Source organism: Streptomyces sp. UNOB3_S3, from assembly GCF_020740895.1.
Taxonomy (GTDB): Bacteria; Actinomycetota; Actinomycetes; order Streptomycetales; family Streptomycetaceae; genus Streptomyces.
Genome location: NZ_JAILXP010000473.1, coordinates 1 through 4,776 on the forward strand (window position 1 = coordinate 1; position 4,776 = coordinate 4,776).

At 77.0% G+C, this 4,776-nt stretch carries 1 protein-coding gene; it reads right to left on the reverse strand.

The features are described from left to right. A partial coding sequence (locus K6I33_RS31945; protein WP_229358042.1) for a non-ribosomal peptide synthetase occupies positions 1–4,776 on the reverse strand: 4,776 nt, incomplete at both ends.

Below are 4,776 nucleotides of genomic sequence, written 5' to 3' on the forward strand. Positions count from 1 at the left end.
GGGTCCGCCAGTCCCGCGCGGACGTTGGCGTCGTCCAGGCGGACGCGGCCCAGCCGGACGAGGGCGGGCAGGACGTCGCTCAGGAGCACGGCGGCGTCCAGCCCGGCGGCGGGGTCCGCCCCGGCCCGTTCGCGCAGCGCCTCCACCCAGGCGTCCCGGTCGACGACCGCCAGCCGGTAGCCGTACGCCCGGAGGTGGTCCAGCAGGGTGTCCAGAGGGAGCGGCCGGGGGCAGACCAGGTGGTGGGTGAGGCCGAGGCTCTCCTCCCGGCGCGCGAGGCGGACCACGGCGGCCGCCGTGCGGTCGGCGGGCACGAGGTCGACCACGGCCGCCGGCTCGTCCGGCCCGGTGAGCCGGGGCGCGCTGCCCAGGACGAGCATGGCCCGGACGAGCTGCCACAGGACGTCCTCCTCCGGCCCGGCGCCGCTGGCGGAGTGGCCGCCGATCCGGCCCAGGCGGTGGACGGTCACCGGCAGGCCGCGCTCGGCGGCGGCGCGGACGAGTTGTTCGGCCACCCACTTGCCGGCGGTGTAGCCGTCGGACGCCACCTCCGGCGCCGGGACATGATGGCTCTCCGTAATGACGTCCGGCAGCGTTCCCGTGCCCACCGCGACCGATGCAGTGGAGATGTAGTGGACCGGAACGCCGCTTCCGGCGGCGAGTCGCAGCACCTCGCGCGTCCCGCCCACGTTCGCCGCCCGCAGCCGGTCGTAGGGGTCGACCGCGCTGACGCGGGCGCCGTTGTGGTAGATCGCGTCCAGCCGCCCGGCCAGTTCCGCGAACCGGGCGGGGGCCAGGCCGAGCAGCGGCTTCCCCAGGTCGCCGGGGACGGGGACGACCCGGGCGGCGACACCGTCGTCCCCCAGCCCGTGGCGTGCCAGGCCCGCCCGGATCCGTCGCTCGGCGTGCCCGGCGTCCTCCGCCCGCACCAGGCAGTGGACTTCGGCGTCCGTGCTGTCGAGGAGCTCGCGCAGCAGGAACGAGCCGACGAACCCGGTCGCGCCGGTGAGCAGCACCCGCTCCGGGCCGGGCGCGCGCTCGGCCCGACGGCCGACGGTGAACTCCGCGTCCAGGACGGCCTCGGCGGCCAGGTCCACCGACGCGGCCGGGCCCGGTGCGGCCGTGCCGTCGACGGCCGCCAGCAGGGCCGCGACCGACTGGTGCTCGAAGAGCGCGCGGACGGGCAGCTCGACGCCCAGCCGCCGGCGGAGCCCGCTGATCACCCGGGTGGCGAGCAGCGAATGCCCGCCCAGGACGAAGAAGTTGTCGTCGAGGGTGACCCGGGGGACGCCCAGGACCTCGGCGAACAGCTCGCACACGATCCGCTCGCGCGGAGTGCCCGGCTCGCGGCCCGTCGAGAGCGAGCCGAAGTCCGGTGCCGGGAGCGCCGCCCGGTCGACCTTGCCCGTGGCCGTGACGGGCAGCGTGTCCAGCACCAGGACGGCCGAGGGCACCATGTGGCCCGGCAGCAGGGCGGCCGCGTGGGCGCGCAGCGCGGCGCCGTCCAGGCCCGGCGCGTCACCGGCGGGCACGATGTACGCGGTGAGGTAGGTGCCGGCCCGGTCGTCCCGGCGGGCGACGACGACCGCCTGGGCCACCTCCGGGTGGGTGCCGAGCGCGGCCTCGATCTCGCCGGGCTCGACCCGGAAGCCGCGGAGCTTGATCTGTCCGTCGGCGCGGCCGATGAACTCCAGCTCCCCGTCCCGGTTCCAGCGCGCCAGGTCGCCCGTGCGGTACATCCGCCCGCCCGGCTCCCCGAACGGGTCGGCCACGAACCGCTCGGCCGTCAGCCCCGGCCGGCCCAGATAGCCCCGGGCCAGCCCGGCCCCCGAGATGTGGAGTTCGCCGGGGACCCCGGGCGGCACCAGGCACAGGTCGCGGTCGAGGACGTAGGCACGGGCGCCCACCGTGGGCCGGCCGATGGGCGGGGCGCCCCCGCCGGACAGCGGGGCGCTGAGGGTGGCGCAGACCGTGGTCTCGGTGGGCCCGTAGCCGTTGAGGAAGCGGCGCCCGGCGGACCAGCGGCGGACCGTCTCCCCGCTCGCCGCCTCACCCGAGACGATCATCGAGGTGAGCGAGGGCAGGTCGGCGGGCTCCAGCACCGACAGCGCGGCGGGCGGCAGCGTCGCATGGGTGACGCGGTGCCGCCCGGCCAGCGCGGTCAGGCCGGGGCCGGGGACGGTGACCGAAGCCGGGGCCATCACCAGCGTCGCCCCCGTCAGCAGCGCGCCGCACAGCTCCCACACGACGCCGTCGAAGCTGTGCGAGGCGAACTGGAGCACCCGGCTCTCCGCCGTCACCCCGAACCGCCGCACCTGTGCCCGGACGACGCCGGTGAATCCCCGGTGGGTGACGACGACGCCCTTGGGGCGGCTGGTCGAGCCGGAGGTGTGGATGACGTAGGCGGGGCTCGCGCTGTCCAGGGGGCACGGCCGGTCGGCGTCGGTGACGTCGCCGTCCCAGTGGGCGCCGACCGCGCGCCGGGTCTCCTCCCGGTCGAGGACGATCCGGGGCAGGTCCGGCGCGGCCGGTAGCGCCAAGGACGTCGCGAGGTCCGTCAGCAGCAGGCAGGGCGCGGTGTCGTCGAGCATCAGGCGCAGCCGGGCCTCCGGGTAGCCGGGGTCCAGCGGTAGATAGGCGGCGCCCGCCTTGAGCACGGCCAGGGTGGCCACGATCGCGTCGGGGTCGCGGGGCAGGGCGATGGCCACGGTCCGCTCCGGCCCGACGCCGTGACCGAGGAGGTGGCGGGCCAGCCGGTTGGCGCGGGCGTTGAGTTCACGGTACGTCAGCGTCCGTACGGTGCCCTCGCCGTCGTCGAAGAGGACGGCGGTCGCCCCGGGCGTCCGCCGGGCCTGCTCCTCGAACAGCTCCGGCAGCGTGCCGGGCGGCACGTCCTCGCGGGGATCGCCGCTGCGCTCCATCAGCTCGGCGCGTTCCCCGGGCAGCAGGACGTCGAGGGCGCCCAGCCGGCGGCCGGGGTCGGCGGTGACCGCCTCCAGCAGGCGGACGAACCGCTGGACGATCCGCTCGACGCTCTCCCGGTCGAACAGGTCGGTGCTGTACTCGGCCACCCCGTCGACGCCCAGCGGCCGCCGGTCCGGGCCGTGCCGCTCGGTGAGGGAGACGGACAGGTCGAAGCGGCAGGCCCCGGTCGGCCAGGGCAGCTCGGTGACCGCGAGGCCCGGCAGTTCGGGCGCGCCCTGCGGGGCGTTCTGGAGGGCCAGCACGACCTGGAACAGCGGGTGGTGGGCGAGGCCGCGCGCGGGCGCGAGGGCGTCGACCAGCCGCTCGAAGGGCAGGTCCTGGTGGGCGTAGGCGGCCAGGTCGGTCTCCCGTACACGGGCCAGCAGATCCCGGAAGGACGGGTTGCCGGAGGTGTCGGCGCGCAGCACCAGGGTGTTGACGAAGAAGCCGACGAGCCCGTCCAGGGCGGGGTCCGTGCGTCCCGCGACCGGGCTGCCGATCGCGATGTCGGTGCCCGCGCCCAGCTTGGTCAGCAGGGCGGCCAGCGCCGCGTGCACGACCATGAAGGGGCTCGCGCCGCAGGTGCGGGCCAGCTCGGTGATCCGCCGGTGGAGGTCCGCGTCCAGCGTGAAGCGCAGGGTGTCGCCACGATGGCCGGCCACCTGCGGGCGGGGCCGGTCCAGGGGGAGCCCGGTGTGCTCGGGCAGCCCGTCGAGGGCGCCCTTCCAGTGGGCGAGCTGGCGCGCGGCCGCGCTGCCCGGGTCGTGCGCGTCGCCCAGCAGCTCGCGCTGCCACAGCGTGTAGTCGGCGTACTGGACCGGGAGCGGCGCCGCGTCCGGCGCCCGGCCCGCCCGGCGCGCGGTGTACGCGGCGGCCAGGTCGCGCCAGAGCGGGGCCAGCGACCAGCCGTCGCAGGCGATGTGATGGACCACCAGCACCAGGACGTGCCGGCCGGGCCCGGTGGTGAACAGCCCGGCGCGGACGGGGATGCCCCCGGCGAGGTCGAAGGGCCGCCGGACGGCCTCGTCGACGGCGGCGTCCAGGTCCGCCCCGGCGACCTCGGTGACGGTCAGCGGCGGCCGGGCGGCGGCCGGGTCCAGGACGAGCTGGTACGGCACCCCGCCCTCCTCGGGCAGGACGGTGCGCAGGCTCTCGTGCCGCGCGACGAGGTCGCCGAGCGCCGCCTCCAGCGCCGCCCGGTCCGGCTCGCCGTCCAGGGCCAGCACCAGCGGCACGTTGTAGGCGGCTCCTGATTCCTGGAGGCGCTGGAGGAACCACAGCCGCTGCTGGGCGAAGGACAGCGGCACGCGCCCGGGGCGCTCCGCCGGGAGCAGCGGGGGCCGTTCGCCCTCCGCCGCCCTGCGGACGGCGTCGGCGAGCCCGGCGACCGTCGGCGTCTCGAAGACGCTGCGCACGGCGAGCTCCAGGCCGAGCGCGGAGCGCAGCCGGGCGGTGAGCCGGGTGGCGGACAGGGAGTGGCCGCCGAGGGCGAAGAAGCTGTCGTCGACGGTGACCCGGGAGACGCCGAGGATGTCGGAGAACAGCCCGCACAGCAGCACCTCGAGGGGGTCGCGCGGGGGCCGGCCGTTCGCGGCGGAGCCGGTGTCCGGCTCGGGCAGCCGGCGGCGGTCCACCTTGCCGTTGGGGGTGAGCGGCAGGGCGTCGAGGACCACGGTCGCGGCGGGCAGCAGGAACTCGGGGAGCCGCTCGCCCAGATAGGAGCGGACGGAGGCGAGCAGGGCGCCGGTGTCGCGGGCGGTCGCGGGGGCGTTGACGAGGGAGGCGAGCGGGGTGCCGGTGGGCCCGGCACCC